Origin of the sequence: Photobacterium jeanii (genome assembly GCF_001650345.1) — a bacterium.
GTDB lineage: Bacteria > Pseudomonadota > Gammaproteobacteria > Enterobacterales > Vibrionaceae > Photobacterium > Photobacterium jeanii.
In genome coordinates this window covers 1,388,086-1,404,783 of record NZ_LVHF01000012.1, presented here as the reverse complement: position 1 = coordinate 1,404,783, position 16,698 = coordinate 1,388,086, and the positions used below count along the sequence as shown (strand labels likewise).

Genomic DNA, 16,698 nt, shown 5'->3' with positions numbered 1-16,698 from the left:
TATGTGTGAATTGCTTGGCATGAGCGCCAATGTGCCAACCGATATTTGTTTCAGCTTTACTGGCTTGATGCAACGTGGCGGTAATACCGGCCCACACAGCGATGGCTGGGGGATCACTTTTTACGAAGGTAAAGGTTTTAGAACCTTTAAAGATCCTAATCCAAGCTGTAAATCACGTATTGCTGAGTTGGTACAAGAGTACCCAATTAAAAGTTGCGCCGTGGTCAGTCATATCCGGCAGGCCAATCGGGGCGGAGTGAGTTTAGAAAATACGCACCCGTTTACCCGAGAGTTATGGGGTAGATACTGGACCTTTGCCCATAATGGGCAGCTAACAGGTTATGAAAGTTTGGCTACAGGCCGTTTTCAGCCCGTTGGTGATACCGACAGTGAAATTGCTTTTTGCTGGCTGGTGAATCAGCTTGAGGCGAAGTTTGCGCACCGACCGTCTGATGACAATGTGTTGTACCAATTCATTGCCGAGTGTTGTGACACATTACGTCAACTCGGGGTGTATAACATGTTGCTGAGTGACGGCGATGATGTGGTGACTTACTGTACCAACAACTTACATTGGATCACGCGTCGAGCCCCCTTTGGGCAAGCGTCTTTGATTGATGAAGATGTCACTATCGACTTTAATCAAGAAACAACGCCGAATGATGTGGTGACTGTGATTGCCACTCAGCCGTTAACCAATGATGAAAATTGGCACAAGATGCAGGCGGGTGAGCTGAATGTCTTTCACTTAGGTGAGCAGGTGTTTCACCGTGAAGTCGCGAAGTAAATGAGCGGGTATCAGATAAATAAAAACGCGGTCGATTGACCGCGTTTTTTTATGCTTAGGATTTATTTACTCTTCGGTTGCGTAACCATGCAACGGCAAGGTTTGACTATCGAGTTCGGCTTTACCGTTGACCATCTTCAAATGTCCCGCTATAAACCATTGGCTCACCAGCGGATAGATACGATGCTCTTGCTCTTGAACACGAGCGAAGATGTCGTCTGCGTTATCATCGGCAAAGATTGGCACTTTGGCTTGCAGTACCACAGGCCCACCATCTAACTCCTCAGTGACAAAGTGAACACTGGTTCCGTGCTCTTTATCTCCGGCATCCAGCGCCCGTTGATGGGTATTTAACCCTGGGTACTTAGGAAGCAAAGAAGGGTGGATGTTAAGCATTTTACCTTGGTAATGGCGCACAAAGTCGCCACTTAAGATACGCATAAAGCCTGCAAGAATAATGAGATCAGGCTGGTAAGCGTCGATCTCTTTAATCATTGCCTTATCAAAGGTCTCACGGTCTGCAAATTGCTTGGCATCGAGATGGATACCATCGACACCAGCAAGGCGTGCCCGTTCAAGACCATAAGCATCGGCTTTGTTTGATAACACCGCCGCGACTTTGGCGTCACGAATGATGCCATTATTACAGCCATCTAAGATCGCTTGCAGGTTTGAACCATTTCCAGAGATCAGAACAACGATGTTTTTCATTGCTGGACAGCCTTATTTGATTTCTACTTGCTCTTCACCAGCTTCAACGTTGGCAATCTCACCTAATAGCCACGCGTTTTCGCCTTCAGCATTTAGGATGTCGATAGCTTGTTGTGCTTGTTCTTGAGGAAGGGCAATGACAAGGCCAACACCACAGTTGAAAGTACGGTACATTTCGTAAGTTTCAACGTTGCCAGCTTGTTGTAGCCAGTTGAAGATGGCAGGCCACTGCCAACTTGAACCATTAACCACCGCTTTAGTGCCTTCAGGAAGAACACGTGGGATATTTTCCCAGAAACCGCCGCCTGTGATGTGAGAAATAGCGTGAACGTCACAGCTCTCCATCATTTTCAGGGTCGATTTAACGTAGATTTTGGTCGGCGTTAGCAGGTGATCTGCAAGTGTTTTGCCTTCTAATTCTTCAGTTAGGTCTGCATTCGATACTTCAATGATCTTACGGATCAGAGAGTAGCCGTTTGAGTGAGGACCACTAGAGCCCACAGCGATTAGCGCATCGCCAGCTTTTACTTTCGAGCCATCAATCACTTCTGATTTTTCAGCAACGCCCACACAGAAGCCTGCAACATCGTAGTCTTCACCGTGGTACATGCCTGGCATTTCTGCTGTTTCACCACCAATCAGTGAACAGCCAGATTGCACACAACCTTCACCGATACCCGCAACAACAGCTGCTGCTGTGTCGATATCTAGCTTACCTGTTGCGTAGTAATCCAAGAAGAATAGAGGCTCAGCACCTTGAACGATAAGGTCGTTCACACACATAGCAACAAGGTCGATACCAATGGTGTCGTGCTTTTTCAGATCCATCGCTAGACGCAGTTTTGTTCCTACGCCATCGGTGCCTGATACCAATACTGGCTCTTTATATTTGGTTGGTAGCGAGCATAGTGCGCCAAAACCACCAATACCGCCCATAACCTCAGGGCGACGTGTGCGTTTTACCACACCCTTAATACGATCAACCAACGCATTACCCGCATCGATATCAACACCAGCATCTTTGTAACTAAGAGAAGAATTATTGCCGCTCACAAGAGTTTCCTCACGGTATGTACACCAATCACATTAAATAATGGCACTGCATTCGCCATTATTTAATGCGGTTGAACTAAAATTCGGGGGTATGATAACAGCAGTCGTGGCGGAAAGGAAAACGTTTGCGTCAATATTTTTGTTTACTGAATATGAAGCCATCATGGGTGAAAATCTGGTCAGGATATTATCTGGTGTGAAATAGAACCAAATGTGTGTTCGCAGTCCCTCAGTCAGTGATTTGGGATAGATGACGGAAAAGCTCACACTTTGGGAGATAAAATTACAGTGTAAGACAAACGTTTGCTTAAAGAAGCAACAAATACGCAAAAAAAGCGTACTAAAGCCAAGATGTCACTAAAATTTAGATGGGTATCGTGTACAATAGCGCGATTTTATTTTTATTTTGCTGTTAGGAGTCACAGATGAAAGTCGTTGAGGTTAAACACCCACTGGTTAAACATAAGATTGGTCTTATGCGTGAAGGTGATATCAGCACTAAGCGTTTCCGTGAATTGGCTACGGAAGTAGGTAGCTTGCTGACATACGAAGCAACGGCAGACTTTGAGACGGAAAAAGTGACGATTGAAGGCTGGAACGGTCCAGTTGAAATCGATCAGATCAAGGGTAAGAAAGTAACAGTTGTGCCAATTCTTCGTGCCGGCCTTGGTATGATGGATGGTGTTCTAGAGCACATGCCAAGCGCACGTATCAGTGTTGTTGGTATCTACCGTGATGAAGAAACGCTAGAGCCAGTACCATACTTCAACAAGCTTGCGTCAAACATCGATGAGCGTATCGCGTTAGTTGTTGACCCAATGCTAGCAACTGGTGGTTCTATGATTGCCACTCTTGACCTGCTTAAAGAGCAAGGTTGTAAACACTTTAAAGTACTTGTACTGGTTGCAGCTCCTGAAGGTATCGAAGCACTAGAAAAAGCACACCCAGATGTTGAGCTTTACACTGCGGCTATCGACCACAAACTAAACGACAAAGGTTACATCGTTCCTGGTCTTGGTGACGCAGGCGATAAAATCTTCGGTACTAAGTAATACCGTTCGCATCAGTAATGATGACAGCATAATGAAAGCCGAGCATTGCTCGGCTTTTTTGATCCCGCGTTATAGCGATAGCCATAACCGTATGTTGTACATAGCGCTGATACAAAAACAGCAGCCCATTGGCTGCTGTTTTTCGTAATGCGTGAGGTTAACGCTTACTTCTCGATACCGTCCATTTGCGCGTTATCGACAACTTGAGACTCACCTAGGTCATGTGGAAGCACAAGGTTGAGGAGAATCGCCACGATACCACATAGGCTCACACCTTGAAGGCTGAACTCACCGATACCAAATGCCATACCACCGATACCGAATACCAAAGTCACCGCCACAATTACGAGGTTACGTGCTTTGTGCAGATCGACTTGGTTTTTGATCAGCGTGTTCAAACCTACGGTCGCGATAGAACCAAATAGTAGGATCATGATGCCACCCATAACAGGTACAGGGATGGTTTGTAGCATTGCGCCTAGTTTACCCACGAATGCCAATACAAGTGCTGTTACAGCAGCCCATGTCATGATCACAGGGTTGAACGCCTTGGTTAGCATTACCGCACCAGTTACTTCTGAGTAAGTAGTATTAGGTGGTGCGCCAAAAAGAGATGCCGCCATCGTCGCAACACCGTCACCGGCCATTGTGCGGTGTAGACCTGGCTTTTTCAGGTAGTCTTTACCGGTTACGTTCGAGATCGCCAGCATATCGCCAACGTGCTCAACGGCTGGTGCAATCGCCACTGGGATCATAAATAGGATGGCGTTGATATTAAACTCTGGGAAAGTGAAGTTAGGTAGCGCTAACCAACTCGCTTGAGTCACTGGTGTGAAATCCACCACACCGAGCCCAAGGCTGACACAATAACCTGCAATTACCCCAGCCATAATCGGCATTAGCTTGAAAAAGCCTTTGGCAAATACGCTAAAGCCAATGGTCGTAAGTAGCGACACACTCGAAATCCACAGCGCAGCATCGCCGTCGACTAATTGGATGTTGCCGCCACCGTCTTTACCGATCGCCATGTTCACTGCCGCAGGAGCAAGACCCAAACCGATCACCATGATCACCGGGCCTACAACTACGGGTGGTAATAGCTTATGGATAATGCCAACACCACGTACTTTGATCACACCAGCCATTGCCACGTACACCATACCTGCAACCATGAGACCACCCATGGTGCCAGCTACGCCCCAAGTTTGAACGCCGTACATGATAGGAGCAATAAACGCAAAAGAGGAAGCAAGGAAGATGGGAACAGAACGTTTAGTGATAACTTGAAAGAGGAGAGTACCGATACCTGCACCAAAGAGGGCAACGTTTGGGTCTAGGCCCGTAAGCAACGGAACCAGCACTAATGCACCAAATGCCACGAATAACATTTGTGCACCTTGGAGGACCTGCATCATTTTTCATTCACCTTTTTGGTTTTCTAAAAATAAAATCGCGCAATCCTAGCACAGATGCAAACGATTACCTATTGCTGAAATGATGCTTTTTTACGAAATCAACAACGGTGGTGATTTTTGAATCGATTGTCACAGCCTTTCTGGATGTTTGCAGGGGAGCTATCGTGAAGTCGGGAAGTGGATAACGGTTTAAAGAGGACGTGAAAAGGCGTGCTAACGGCCAAGTTAGTTAAGTTTGACCAAAATCTGTCACGATATCGAGGGTAAGAGGTTGCCGCTTATGGGTAAATCACCTTATGATCAGAAGATATCTAAATGATGAATGAGTATTCTATGCTGCGTTTTGCTTTTTTAATCTTGGCGTTACTGGCGCTGCCAATCAATGCCGCGACCGTAAGTAACCTTTATCAAGCTCAGGTGGTGTTACCTGATACAGACAAAGAGTCTGAGCAAACAGCACGTCAGCAAGGGCTTGAGCAAGTATTGATCAAAGTCTCGGGCCAAAGCCAAATTGTTGAAAATGAAGTGGTGCGTAAAGCGCTGACAAATAGCAGTCAATACATTAGCCAGTTTGGTGTTGGTAGCCGAGATGGTCAGCAAACGTTGGATATGGCGTTTGACCGCACTCAGATCCACAATTTGCTAACCAAAGCCAATGCGACACTGTGGAGCGATCAGCGTCCAGCCGTGTTGGTGTGGTTGGTGAAAGAGAATAACCGCGAACGCGAGATTGTTTGGGATCAGTCAAGCTACGCATTGCAAGCCCAGATGAAAGCGGTGGCTGATGCACGCGGTGTACCTATGATGATGCCGATTGGCGATTTCGATGATATTACTGCTGTCACTGTCCCTGATTTATGGGGTGGTTTTATTGAGCCAGTGGCGAATGCCAGTGTCCGTTATAACCCTGAAGCCTTGTTGATTATTCGTGCACGTGAGAACGGTGAAAATGTCTCGCTAACGTGGCAGCTGTACGAAGATGCCCCTGATCGCATTGTGGCATCACAAGTCGCACCCAAAGAAGGCCGTGAGAGTGGCTCCATTGCAGAGGCGAGCAACAGCATGGTGAACCAGATTGCTGACTTGTTGGCAGCCAAGTATGCGGTTCAGTTAGGTGGTGAAAGCGGTGAAGCGTTCGCGATTCGTTTTGCGAACATCCAAACCACAGAAGATTTCTTTACCTTAGAGCGTATGCTTACCGGACTTAGCTCTGTGGCCTCGGTGAATGCTCAGCGCGTGCATGCTGACCAAGTGGTATTTGCTATCAATCTATTGAGTAGTAAAGAGGCGTTTAAGCGTGAGCTATTAAATGACCGTCGTATTACTCAGGTTGTTGATGACAGCGAAGGCTTTAGCGATGATGCGTATCAGTCTGAGCCTGCATTGGAAACTGAGGGTGTGATTACACCAGTTGACCCAGTAAGTGCAGATGCTGCTGATACTAGTACTAATGCAATTTCTGACGCTAGCGTAACAGCTGATACAGTGGCGCCAGATGCTGGTCAAGAAGAGTTGTTCTACTGGCAGCCTTAATACCCAGTAACAGCCCTAATATCAAAGTAAACCAGATATCAAATTAAATAAGGTGTGATGCTGTTAGCGTCATCAAATGAAGAAAGAAACGGTTGCACTGAGTGCAGCCGTTTTTTTATCGCTCATTATTTATTCTTTTCGTGACGTTCCCGCTCTTCTTTTTCGACTTGCGAGAGCCTTGGCAGTTTGGTGCCTAACTCGCGTCCGCGCAGTCGGGCAAAGTAAATATTGCCGATAAAGGCGCAACTGGTAATGATGAGCTCAATGCCCGCAAGCCAGCGTTCATTCGGTTCAATCCATAAAATGGTGAGACCGTGTAGAAAGTAGAACATCAACACGAAGTTAGCCCACGCATGGGTGTAAGGCTTAGCTTCGAGGATCCCTTTTAGCGGCAGTAATAAGGGGAACACCCACATTAAAGTGAGCACCGTATTACTCAGGTGAGGGTGAGGTGATAGCACCCCTTGCCACAATGCAATCCACAGGATCAAAGTCAGGTGGCTTGTGAGGGCAAAATAACGGGCGTTTTGCGTGGTTGGGCTCATGGCCTGAGTGGTCGACATCCTTGTTGCTCCAAACGTAAAAGTGGCTCCAAACTAACAATTGCTAGGGGGAGGCGAGTTGCTTCGCCGTCGTCGCGAGTCGCTTACCTAATGCTTGCGCTAGTGTGGTTTCATCGGCTTGCAATCCCATACCTTGGTTAAGGTGTGATGCGCCATAAGGGGTGCCACCGTGCTGAGTGGTGTGCAACTCGGGCTCAGAATAGGGAATACCCAAAATCATCATCCCGTGGTGCAACAGAGGCAGCATCATAGATTGCAAGGTGGTTTCTTGCCCACCGTGAAGCGAAGACGATGAGGTGAACAAGCACGCAGGCTTGTCGATTAAAGTGCCCGATAACCATTGCCCACTGGTGGTATCAATAAAGTGTTTGAGTGGGGCGGCCATATTACCAAAGCGCACTGGGCTTCCTAAGGCTAGACCTGCACATTGCTTGAGATCGGCATGGCTCACCCAAGGGTCGCCATCTTGCGGTGGCGTTGTTTCAATCCCTTGGTCTGTAATATCGGGTACCGTACGAAGCACAGCTTCACAACCTTCAACCTGCTCGATACCGCGAGCGATATGACGAGCAAGTTGGCGGGTGCTGCCGTGGCGACTGTAATACAGCACTAAGATCGAATGCATTACAGGATATCCAGCACTTGCTCCGGTGGACGACCCAGGGCTGCTTTTTCACCGTTAACCACGATAGGGCGCTCGATCAGTTTTGGATTTTCAGCCATCGCAGTGAAAAGTTGAGCATCGGTCACGTCAGTCGCACCCAGTGCCAATTCTTTGTAGATCGCTTCTTTAGTGCGCATCATTTGACGTGCTGAATCAAAACCTAATTGTTTTAGCAGCGTTTCAAGCTCTGCTACAGACGGAGTCTGCTCAAGGTACTTGATGATGGTTGGAGTGACCCCTTTTTCTTTAAGTAGCGCTAGGGTTTCACGGCTTTTTGAGCAACGCGGGTTGTGATAAATCGTAACTGACATGGTTTCTCCATTTATTCTTCTATGACTTTACTTGGCGCTGGGCTGTTGAGATCACAGCGCGGCAAATTTCTCACGCGCTAACCGTAGTTGGTCAATACGCGCATCGTAGCGAGCTTGGTCGAGTGAGTTAATTTCAACTAACTGGCTTGCTTGAATGTAATTCTTGATCGCTTTATCCCACTGACCACGTAGGGCAAATAGCTCCGCTCGGGCGGCAAGTTCAGCGGCACGGTTGCCTTTTTCACTTTGCGCTTGGGCAAGCATGTACCAGCCGTTGGTATCTGTGCTGTTGTCGTAGGTATAGCGTTGTAGCATCGCTAAAGCTTGGTCGATTTGTCCGGCTTCTTGGTAGGCGTGAGCCAGATTTAAACGAAGCACTTTTTGCTCAGGGCTATGCTGAAGCGCGCCTTTCAAGCGATTGATGGCTGAGTCGTATTTTTTCTCGGCAATATCAAGGTCGGTAGCTGAGTCGATAAAAAAGCGGTTGTTGGGCTCAGCCGCCAGTAAAGGGTCGAGTAACTCATGGGCTTGCTGGTATTTGCCCGAATCAATCATCACCAGGGCTTTGCCGTATTTCAGCGCAGTGATGTGCTGACCTCTGGCTTTTTTCAATTTGCGGTTAAACCAATCCAGTGCGGCATCGCTTTCTAAGCCAGCAAAACGCGCCACAATGCGAGAACGAGCCAGCAAGTAGCGGTCGGATGGTTCAACGCGGCGGGCTGGGAACTGATTAGCACGGCTTCGAGTATCTGAAATACGATCTTCTGGTAATGGGTGCGTCAGTAGCATGGCTGGTGGCTTGCTGGCGTAGCGGTATTGATCCGCTAAGCGACCAAAGAAGCGCGGCATGGCCTGCACATCGAAACCTGATTTCGCCAAGGTCGCGATGCCGATCCGGTCTGCTTCTTTTTCGTTACTACGGGTGTAGTTGATTTGTCCTTGTACCGAAGCGGCAGTGGTGGCGTGGAGTGCTGCCATCCCAGCTTCTGGTGAGGCAATGGCTAACATGAGTGAGCCAATCATTGCAGCCATCGTTGCTGGTGATTTCTTGGCTTGGTCTTCCATACTGCGCGCTAAGTGGCGTTGAGTAATGTGCGCGATTTCGTGCGCAACCACGGAAGCAAATTCGCTTTCTGACTTGGCATACAAGAATAGCCCACTGTGCAGTGCCACATAACCGCCAAAGAAGGCAAAAGCGTTGATTTCACGGTTTTGGATCAGAAAGAAATTAAATGGAGTGCGAACATCGTTGGCATTTGCAACTAAGCGGTGCCCCAAATCTTGAACATAATCGGACAGCAGAGGGTCGCTGATGATTGGGCGACTGGCGCGCAGCATACGCATATAGGCATCGCCATATTCCAGCTCTTTTTCTATGGTTAAGGTTGACGCCGCCGTGGTGCCGATTTCTGGAAGGCTATTCGCGCTGTCGGCATGAATGGGCATACTGCTGCTAAGAAGGGCGGTGATCAATAAGTAAGCCGGAGCTTTGGTCAATCGAAACATAGAAATTATACAATCGCCTTTGGTCTGAATTCCTGACTTGTTCCAAATTTATCCCCCTTTAACAAGGGAAATTATGGAACGATTAGCAATAAGACAATCAAACACCGTACAGGTTTCTTTTTTGTCAAGCTGATGTCATTTACAATGCGTCAATGGATAATAACTGTCAGCACACTGGAATGGAAACGCAATTGCTTAATTTGATGACTGAGCGCTGCCCTATGGCCTTATTACTAGCGAAAAGAGCCGCTAATGCGTTGAGTTTGGGAGAAAAGCTTGAAATTCATGTTGCCGATTCAGCTGCCAGACAAGATATTCCCCGATACTTAATGACGCATGGTTATGCTGTAGATGTTCACCATGACTCAGCGCAGTCATTGATCCTTTATGTCACTCGAATGCAAAGATAGAGACAGTTATGCTCGATATGTTTAATCGCTGGTATAAGCGACGCTTTTCTGACCCAGATGCCGCCAGTTTGGTGGTGATCTTACTGGGTGGATTCTTAACGATTTATTTCTTGGGCAACTTGATTGCACCTTTGTTAGTGGCAATTGTACTGGCGTATTTGTTGGAGTGGCCGGTAGCTCGACTGTATAAGTTTGGTTTACCGCGCTCTTTGTCGGTGAGCATAGTGCTATTGGTGTTCGTGGGTCTCATGGTGATGGCGGTGTTTGGCTTGGTGCCAACCATTTGGCATCAGGTGGGTAACTTAGTCGCGGACGTCCCAACCATGTTTAACGATCTGCAAAGTTATGTGTCATCGCTACCATCGCGCTACCCTGACTTTGTGCAGCCGCACCTTGTCGATACTTTCATGACCACACTGCGTGAGAAAGTGCTGGGTATGGGTGAGAGCGTGGTCAAAGGCTCGTTAGCGTCATTGGTGAGCTTGGCTGCACTCGGCGTGTACTTGATTTTGGTACCGCTTTTGGTGTTCTTCTTATTGAAAGATAAGCAAGAAATGCTGGATATCTTAGGTGGCGTACTGCCTAAGAATCGTCGCTTAGCGACCAAAGTGGGTGTGGAGATGAACCAACAAATCTCAAATTACATCCGCGGTAAAGTAACTGAAATTCTAATCGTTGGCTCAGTGAGTTATGTCACTTTTGCTATCTTAGATCTTCGCTACGGCTTGTTATTGGCTGTGCTTGTCGGTTTCTCGGTATTGATCCCATACATTGGCGCGGCGGCTGTCACAATTCCAGTGGCGATGGTTGGTTTGTACCAATGGGGTGTGTCACCTGAGTTTTGGTGGTTGCTGGTGGCTTACGGCATTATCCAAGCACTAGATGGTAACGTACTGGTGCCTATTCTGTTTTCTGAAGCGGTGAACCTTCACCCTGTCGCCATTATTATTGCGGTATTGGTGTTTGGTGGTTTGTGGGGCTTCTGGGGCGTGTTCTTTGCTATTCCACTGGCCACTTTGGTGAAAGCGGTTTGGAGCGCGTTTTCAGCCACCGAACATGATGAGTTGCTGGAAGAGTAACTTTTTAGGCTGTCATGGTTAAACGTTAAAGGCACATCGAATGATGTGCCTTTTTGTTATGTCGTCGGTACTGTTGCCGCGGTTAGCGGTAGCAGTTCAAGGTGACTTGGAGCACTTTGCGGCAGGTTTCGACTTCTTTCTCTGTTAGCCCTTCAGGCACTTCAGACAGCAAAGACTGAATGTTGTTACCCGCTGATTCACACACCATCACTCCTTTTTTGGTGAGGTGAACACATTTAGAGTTACCTTTCTGCGGATGAGGGCGAGTAGCAACCAAGCCGTGACGTTGCGCCGTTTTAATAATGCTTGTGACTGAACTTTTAGAGCGCATTAGGCGTTCTGAAATATCGATTGGACGTAATCCGTCTTCCTCTTTTAATAGCATTAACATTAGCGTTTGTTCGGCGTTGAGTTCAGATGAAACCTGACCCACAGTGTTTTGAGCTCGGTTTTGCACCGCACGTGACGTATTCCAAATCAGTCCCAGTAGTGTGTTGTTCATTAACATTATCCTTAACATTAAAACTTTGTTTGGTTTTATTTCAAACTTGGCTTTTTATATCTGATATAACGTTAAACGAGCAAGTACTGATTGATGATTTTTATAGATAAATTGATATATGTCGAATTATATCGACTTTAAGAGAGCGGGTTGAATAAAAAACGCCTGCGGTGAGCAACGCAGGCGTTTGAATTCTAAACATTGTTTTATAACAAATGTGTTGCTAATTAAGCGTTTTCATTAAGGTAATTGAGTACCACTTCATGGTGGTCTTTGGTTTTGAACTTATTGAAAACGTGTTCGATCACGCCATCTTCGTTGATCAAAAAACTAATGCGGTGTAAGCCGTCGTAAATTTTACCCATGAATTTTTTCTCGCCCCAAACACCGAATTGATCCGCAACCGCGTGGTCTTCATCTGACAGTAGGGTGAAGTTAAGGTTATCGCGCTCGATAAATTTAGGTAGGCGTTTCACTGGATCGATACTGATACCCAGTACGACCACGTTGTGTGCATCCAGCTCCGCTTTGCTATCGCGAAGCGCACAAGCTTGGGTTGTACAGCCTGGGGTCATGGCTTTTGGGTAGAAGTAAGCCAGTACTTTCTTACCTTTAAAATCAGCAAGATTAACGGTTTCACCGTCTTGGTTAGCGAGAGAGAAGGCTGGAGCTGGCGTGCCAGCTGTCAAGGTATTCATGGTTTTTCCTTATTGTTTATGGCCAATAAAATTGACTGTGCCTGTGACCAATAAATCGGTACACAGGGCTTGGAATTCTTCCTGTAAGGTCATCAAATTACAACCCTCAGGAATATTAGTACTTATTTGGACGAATAATCGATCTGTCTTATCGGACTCAACCGCTTCATTGGTATGTGCGCTTAGTGAGGCGATATCGATTTGGCGTGAAGCTAAGAAGCTGGTGTACTGACCAATAAGCCCTGGCATATCGTCAGCTTCAATGTGGAAATCAGCAGTGTAAGGGTAAACACGTGCTTTGTGTTTCGAGGTGCGTTTCATCACCGTCAGTAATTCGTGTTCTTGCGCTTTTAACGGCAAGGTTGATTCAACCCGTGAAATGGCATTGGCATTGCCCGCGAGTAGCATAATAAGGGTGAACTCATGACCAAACAGCGCGATACGGCTGTCGATAATATTACAACCACATTGAGTAGCGAGGTGAGTCACTTCGTCGGAGATGCCTGGACGATCCGTCCCAACCGCAGTAATAACTAGGTAATGTTCCATATTCTCTACATCGTGTTGTTATCTTTTGAGCATGGTAGCACAGGAATAAAGTCGGGATAACAGACCTAGGTAGCAACTTCTTATCAAGTTATTGTCAAGATAGCACTTTTCCCTCAGCTCATGCTTGAGTTTATATTCATGCAAACGTACCATGAAGTTCTATATATAAAGGGGAGATGGACATGTTTTCAGGAAGCATGGTAGCGCTAGTCACGCCAATGGATGAAGCGGGCGAAGTCGATTACTCAAGCCTTGCCAATTTGGTGGAGTACCATATTGCTGCAGGTACAGATGCCATTGTAGCAGTAGGTACAACTGGTGAATCCGCCACTTTAACCGTAGATGAGCACGTTAAAGTGGTACTTAAAACGCTTGAATATGCACAAGGGCGTATTCCTGTGTTAGCCGGAACAGGGGCAAATGCGACGCATGAAGCGATCACATTCAGCAAACTGTTTGCGGGCACTGGTGTTGCAGGTTGCTTAAGTGTCACCCCTTATTACAATAAACCAACTCAGGAAGGCTTATATCAGCATTACAAAGCGATTGCTGAAGCGACTGAGTTACCACAGCTTCTTTATAATGTACCTGGACGTACCGCGGTTGATTTGCTGCCAGAAACGGTAGCGCGCTTAGCGAAAATCGACAATATTGTGGGAATTAAAGATGCGACGGCTGATTTGTCGCGTGTGCAGCAAATTAGGGAACTTTGTGGGGAAGATTTTATCCAACTAAGCGGCGATGATGCCACCGGCCTTGAATTTGTTGAAAAAGGTGGCCACGGCGTTATTTCTGTTACTGCTAATGTCGCGGCAGCGGATATGGCGAAGATGTTTAAATTGGCGCGTGAAGGCCAGTTTGATGCAGCCCGTGAAATCAATGACCGTTTAATGAGTTTGCACAAGAATCTTTTTGTTGAGTCAAACCCAATTCCAGTTAAATGGGCAGCAAATAAGCTGGGTTTGATTGATAATGGTCACTTACGCTTGCCGTTAACCGTATTAAGTGAGTCAGCACAACCTGCAGTGGAGAGCGCACTGCAAGAGAGTGGTTTGCTGCAGTAGTTTGCAACGCGTAGGAGCGCAGGAGCATTAATGAATTCGAAACATAGGTTCGTACTTACGACACTCATGGTTGCTACGTTAGCAGCCTGTTCTGGCAGCGAGGAGCGACGTCGTCAGGCTAATCAAGACTTTACTTATCTTGAGACTAAACCCCTGATGGAGTGGGAGCTGCCTGCGGGTACTGAACCTTACAACACTGATGATTTTGCTATCCCTGCGCGCTCGTTCGCCGGGGAGATTGGTTCTGGGGTTGATATTCGCCCACCACAACAAGTGCTGGCTTTGATCCCTGGTGCGCGTGTGGTGAAAAACGGTGAAGGCGTAACTCTGATGTTAGCCAACAGCGAAGAGCTTGCTGGTGTGTGGTCACTGACTAAAACCATGCTAAGCGAGCAAGGTATCACCCTGCGTGACCAATCTGCTAACCGCATGGAAACCGACTGGGTAACTTGGACTAACGAAGACAACGAAACCCAAATCAGTAGTCGTTATGTGATTGAAAAATCAGACCAACCAGGACGTAATAGCTACCAGATTTCTTTGGTTGATTGGCGTGAAGGTGAAACCACCGAGCCAGTATCAACACTAAACAAAGAACGTTACAGCATTTTGATGACTAACTTGGTGACGTCTCGTTACGATGCACAGGTACGTGAAGAAGCCCGTATTCGTGCGCAAGAGTTAGTGAAACAAATTCCAATCAGCATGGGACAAGACCGTAGCGGTCTACCAGTGATCATTGCACGAGCGTCGTACAATGTATTCTGGGAACGTCTACCGAGCTTATTGGATCAGCTTGGTTTTACCGTTGAAGGGCGTAACCGTTCACAAGGTGTCGTGGAAGTGAAATTCCGCGGACAAGATGATCAGTTCTGGACCGATCTTGGCGTGAAGCCAATCGAGCTTGATGATTCAACTTACCGTTTACAGCTAGGTGATTTGGGTAACCGTACCTCACTGAATGTGACCGACTCTGATGGTAAGCCTGTGACTGAACGTGCACTGGAAAGCTTAGCGCCTGTGTTTGCAAAAGCGATTGAGCGAACGAACTAATACGTTGAGTGTTTAACAGCTAATAAAAAACCGCTTGAGGCGAAAGCCTGAAGCGGTTTTTTTATGGCTGGGTGAAGGGTTACTTCACTTCTTTACCTTGCGCTTGTAGATCAGCGTGGTACGACGAACGTACAAACGGACCACATGCCGCATGGGTAAAGCCAAGCTCAAGTGCGATTTCTTTTAGTTCATCGAACTCAGCTGGCGGCACGTAACGCTCAACCGGAAGGTGGTGGCGACTTGGTGCAAGGTACTGACCTAGGGTCAGCATGGTAACACCGTGGGCACGAAGGTCCTTCAGTACTTCAACGATTTCTTCTTTGGTTTCACCCAAGCCCATCATCAAGCCAGATTTAGTCGGTACTTCTGGGTGCATTTCTTTGAATTTTTTCAGAAGATCCAAAGACCACTGGTAGTTAGCACCAGGACGCGCTTTGCGGTATAGACGTGGCGCTGTCTCTAGGTTGTGGTTGAATACATCAGGCGGGTTATCACGTAGGATTTCCAACGCACGATCCATACGACCACGGAAGTCAGGAACCAGTGTTTCAATGTGAATGTTAGGGCTTTTCGCACGAATTTCACGCGTACAATCAGCAAAGTGTTGAGCACCACCGTCACGAAGATCATCGCGGTCTACTGAGGTTACTACAACATAGCGTAGTTTCATGTCAGCGATGGTTTGCGCCAAGTGTGCTGGCTCTTCAGCATTTGGTGGTAATGGACGGCCGTGGGCAACGTCACAGAAAGGACAACGACGCGTACAGATCGCACCTAGGATCATAAAGGTAGCGGTACCGTGGTTGAAACATTCCGCCAAGTTAGGACAAGACGCTTCTTCACATACTGAGTGCAGCTTGTTTTTGCGCATTGCTGATTTGATGTCTTGAATACGCTTGCTGTCTGACGGAAGTTTGATTTTCATCCACTCAGGTTTACGTAGCACTTCCTTTTGCTCTGGCTCTTCTGCCACGGTGCGAACAGGGATCAGTGCCATCTTGTCGGCATCACGGTATTTGACGCCTGGTTCAATTTTAATTGGTTTGCTCATAATTAATTGCTTTCCGTTATCCACTCAACGCTCTGATAATCGAGCAGTTTTACAAGCTCTTCGACAAGTACAGGCTGAACTTCCGTCAGTTCTGAAGGGCCACCTTGTGACGCTAATTGCGTCATCTCCATCCCAGCGTAACCACATGGGTTAATGCGTAGGAAAGGTGCCAAATCCATATTTATATTGAGTGCCAGACCGTGAAAAGAGCAGCCGCGACGGATACGTAAACCGAGTGAGCATATTTTTTGTTGATTAACATACACTCCCGGCGCATCTGGGCGGGCATTCGACGTAACCCCAAAGCGGGACAGCGTCTGAATAACTGTATTTTCGATGTGAGTGACTAAATCACGTACACCAAGTTTTCGGCGGCGTAAGTCGATTAAGATATACGCGACTAACTGACCGGGACCATGGTAAGTCACTTGACCACCGCGATCGCTTTGTACCACAGGAATATCGCCAGTGTTAAGCAGGTGCTCTGCTTTACCAGCTTGACCTTGGGTAAACACAGGATTGTGCTCGACTAACCACACTTCATCTGTGGTTTCTGCTGTGCGTTGATCGGTGAACTCATGCATGGCTTGCCATGTTGGTTCGTAATCGCGGCGTCCGAGGTGTCGGATAATGAGATCTTGCTGCACTGTATCACCCAAATTCATATCGGCGAGGCCGAACTATTCTTGGTTGGCAT

At 47.2% G+C, this 16,698-nt stretch carries 19 protein-coding genes; 7 read left to right on the top strand and 12 right to left on the bottom strand.

The window, feature by feature from the left end; genetic code table 11:
* Window position 1 precedes the first annotated feature (1 nt).
* On the top strand, window positions 2-787 hold the full coding sequence (locus tag A3K86_RS07750) for a class II glutamine amidotransferase (protein WP_068330073.1): 786 nt from the start codon (window positions 2-4) through the stop codon (window positions 785-787).
* A 66-nt stretch (window positions 788-853) separates the two neighbouring features.
* On the opposite strand, the gene purN is transcribed toward A3K86_RS07750, so the two are convergent.
* Complete coding sequence (gene purN / locus A3K86_RS07745; RefSeq protein WP_068330070.1) at window positions 854-1,498, bottom strand: phosphoribosylglycinamide formyltransferase; 645 nt, start codon at window positions 1,496-1,498, stop codon at window positions 854-856.
* Between the two features lie 12 nt (window positions 1,499-1,510).
* On the bottom strand, window positions 1,511-2,551 hold the full coding sequence (gene purM / locus A3K86_RS07740; RefSeq protein ID WP_068330067.1) for a phosphoribosylformylglycinamidine cyclo-ligase: 1,041 nt from the start codon (window positions 2,549-2,551) through the stop codon (window positions 1,511-1,513).
* 425 nt (window positions 2,552-2,976) lie between these two features.
* On the opposite strand from purM, the gene upp reads away from it, so the two are divergent.
* Window positions 2,977-3,603 (top strand): uracil phosphoribosyltransferase, encoded by a 627-nt coding sequence (upp, locus tag A3K86_RS07735; protein ID WP_068330063.1) that lies wholly within the window; start codon window positions 2,977-2,979, stop codon window positions 3,601-3,603.
* 164 nt (window positions 3,604-3,767) lie between these two features.
* Here upp and A3K86_RS07730 read toward each other — a convergent pair whose 3' ends face one another.
* Window positions 3,768-5,018 (bottom strand): uracil-xanthine permease family protein, encoded by a 1,251-nt coding sequence (locus A3K86_RS07730; RefSeq protein ID WP_068330060.1) that lies wholly within the window; start codon window positions 5,016-5,018, stop codon window positions 3,768-3,770.
* 315 nt (window positions 5,019-5,333) lie between these two features.
* Between A3K86_RS07730 and A3K86_RS07725 the strand changes: the two genes are divergently transcribed.
* Window positions 5,334-6,551, top strand: coding sequence for a DUF2066 domain-containing protein (locus A3K86_RS07725; protein ID WP_232321918.1), 1,218 nt, complete (start codon window positions 5,334-5,336; stop codon window positions 6,549-6,551).
* Window positions 6,552-6,676: 125 nt separating this feature from the next.
* On the opposite strand, the gene A3K86_RS07720 is transcribed toward A3K86_RS07725, so the two are convergent.
* From A3K86_RS07720 to bepA, 4 genes are read right to left on the bottom strand one after another with little or no spacing between them, the layout of a single operon-like run.
* Window positions 6,677-7,114 carry a DUF2069 domain-containing protein gene (locus A3K86_RS07720; RefSeq protein ID WP_068330058.1) on the bottom strand — a complete coding sequence of 146 codons (438 nt, stop codon included), beginning with the start codon at window positions 7,112-7,114 and terminating at the stop codon, window positions 6,677-6,679.
* Between the two features lie 43 nt (window positions 7,115-7,157).
* Window positions 7,158-7,739: an NAD(P)H:quinone oxidoreductase gene (wrbA, locus tag A3K86_RS07715; protein WP_068330054.1), complete on the bottom strand. Its 582-nt coding sequence runs from the start codon at window positions 7,737-7,739 to the stop codon at window positions 7,158-7,160.
* Window positions 7,739-8,089 (bottom strand): arsenate reductase (glutaredoxin), encoded by a 351-nt coding sequence (gene arsC, locus A3K86_RS07710; RefSeq protein WP_068330051.1) that lies wholly within the window; start codon window positions 8,087-8,089, stop codon window positions 7,739-7,741. Before arsC ends, wrbA begins: the two co-directional genes overlap by 1 nt.
* A 51-nt stretch (window positions 8,090-8,140) precedes the next feature.
* Entirely contained in the window at window positions 8,141-9,595 is a 1,455-nt protein-coding gene (bepA, locus tag A3K86_RS07705; protein WP_068330048.1) for a beta-barrel assembly-enhancing protease, read from the bottom strand.
* Between the two features lie 179 nt (window positions 9,596-9,774).
* Between bepA and A3K86_RS07700 the strand changes: the two genes are divergently transcribed.
* Together A3K86_RS07700 and A3K86_RS07695 are read left to right on the top strand one after the other, a co-directional pair.
* Window positions 9,775-10,005 (top strand): sulfurtransferase TusA family protein, encoded by a 231-nt coding sequence (locus tag A3K86_RS07700; RefSeq protein WP_068330045.1) that lies wholly within the window; start codon window positions 9,775-9,777, stop codon window positions 10,003-10,005.
* A gap of 8 nt (window positions 10,006-10,013) precedes the next feature.
* Window positions 10,014-11,084, top strand: coding sequence for an AI-2E family transporter (locus A3K86_RS07695; RefSeq protein ID WP_068330042.1), 1,071 nt, complete (start codon window positions 10,014-10,016; stop codon window positions 11,082-11,084).
* An 82-nt stretch (window positions 11,085-11,166) separates the two neighbouring features.
* Here the strand turns inward: A3K86_RS07695 and A3K86_RS07690 are convergent, their stop codons facing one another.
* The 3 genes from A3K86_RS07690 to A3K86_RS07680 form a co-directional block, all read right to left on the bottom strand.
* A complete protein-coding gene (locus A3K86_RS07690; protein WP_068330039.1) occupies window positions 11,167-11,586 on the bottom strand; it encodes a MarR family winged helix-turn-helix transcriptional regulator in 420 nt (139 codons plus the stop codon).
* Window positions 11,587-11,813: 227 nt separating this feature from the next.
* Window positions 11,814-12,284, bottom strand: a complete 471-nt coding sequence (gene bcp / locus A3K86_RS07685) for a thioredoxin-dependent thiol peroxidase (protein WP_068330037.1) — start codon at window positions 12,282-12,284, stop codon at window positions 11,814-11,816.
* Window positions 12,285-12,293: 9 nt separating this feature from the next.
* Window positions 12,294-12,833 (bottom strand): ACT domain-containing protein, encoded by a 540-nt coding sequence (locus A3K86_RS07680; protein WP_068330033.1) that lies wholly within the window; start codon window positions 12,831-12,833, stop codon window positions 12,294-12,296.
* Between the two features lie 182 nt (window positions 12,834-13,015).
* Between A3K86_RS07680 and dapA the strand changes: the two genes are divergently transcribed.
* The gene (gene dapA, locus A3K86_RS07675; protein WP_068330030.1) at window positions 13,016-13,897 is read left to right on the top strand and encodes a 4-hydroxy-tetrahydrodipicolinate synthase; all 882 of its coding nucleotides are present in this window, start codon (window positions 13,016-13,018) and stop codon (window positions 13,895-13,897) included.
* Between the two features lie 30 nt (window positions 13,898-13,927).
* Window positions 13,928-14,950, top strand: a complete 1,023-nt coding sequence (bamC, locus tag A3K86_RS07670) for an outer membrane protein assembly factor BamC (RefSeq protein ID WP_068330027.1) — start codon at window positions 13,928-13,930, stop codon at window positions 14,948-14,950.
* A gap of 79 nt (window positions 14,951-15,029) precedes the next feature.
* Here the strand turns inward: bamC and lipA are convergent, their stop codons facing one another.
* Both lipA and lipB read right to left on the bottom strand, forming a co-directional pair.
* Complete coding sequence (lipA, locus tag A3K86_RS07665; RefSeq protein WP_068330023.1) at window positions 15,030-16,001, bottom strand: lipoyl synthase; 972 nt, start codon at window positions 15,999-16,001, stop codon at window positions 15,030-15,032.
* A gap of 2 nt (window positions 16,002-16,003) precedes the next feature.
* Window positions 16,004-16,648 (bottom strand): lipoyl(octanoyl) transferase LipB, encoded by a 645-nt coding sequence (lipB, locus tag A3K86_RS07660; RefSeq protein ID WP_068330300.1) that lies wholly within the window; start codon window positions 16,646-16,648, stop codon window positions 16,004-16,006.
* Window positions 16,649-16,698: the final 50 nt, after the last annotated feature.